Genomic DNA, 721 nt, shown 5'->3' with positions numbered 1-721 from the left:
ATGAGCAGGACTTTTCGAAATACGCTGACCCCGCGATGGTTCCGCGAATACGAGCCGTCTGGAATTCAATCCCTTCACAGCTTGCCAGGGAACAGAGAAAATTCATGTATGGTTTGGTGCGGGAAGGAGCGCTGTTTAATATAAGCTGAAAATCCCTGAAAATATCAGATAGATTTCCCTGGTTTTATCACTGGGAATTCCCGGGAAAAATCAGGGGCAGTTGAACACTGCCTCCTGGTAATCCAGAATCCCTTTGTCGAAGGACCAACAACGACAAGGAGGATCAAGGAAGGTGATCAACATGCCCCAAATACAAGGTATCAGGGAACAGTACCGAGAAGGAAGTTCAGTGGCCGAGTTAGCCAGAACCTATGGAGTAGACCCTAAAACCGTACGCAAGTACTGAAGCAAGATGATTTTTCTCCAAAACCACCGGAAAAGATGACAAAAGAATCAATCCTGGATCCGTATAAGCCGCTCATTGATTCATGGCTTTTAGAAGATCAAGGGCGGTGGCATAAGCAGCGGCACACCGCGAAACGTATCCACGATCGACTTATTTCAGAAGTTGCCGGCTATGCCTGTTCCTACAATACCGTCCAGCGATATGTGAAACGAGTACTTCAGGAACAGCGTACCGTGCGGGCGAGCATGGAACTGGTCTGGCACCCCGGCGAAAGCAAGCTGATTTTGGTGAGGCTGACTTCCTGGAACGCGGAAC

1 pseudogene is annotated in these 721 nt (G+C 48.8%); it reads left to right on the top strand.

Features of this window, described 5'->3' with window-relative positions:
* Positions 1 to 441: 441 nt before the first annotated feature.
* A pseudogene (locus JCM15764_RS20735) lies at positions 442 to 721 on the top strand (hypothetical protein); the annotation flags it as partial.

This window comes from Geotalea toluenoxydans JCM 15764, assembly GCF_001311985.1.
In the GTDB taxonomy this organism is placed as follows: Bacteria; Desulfobacterota; Desulfuromonadia; order Geobacterales; family Geobacteraceae; genus Geotalea; species Geotalea toluenoxydans.
This window is presented reverse-complemented; position numbering and strand designations above follow the sequence as displayed.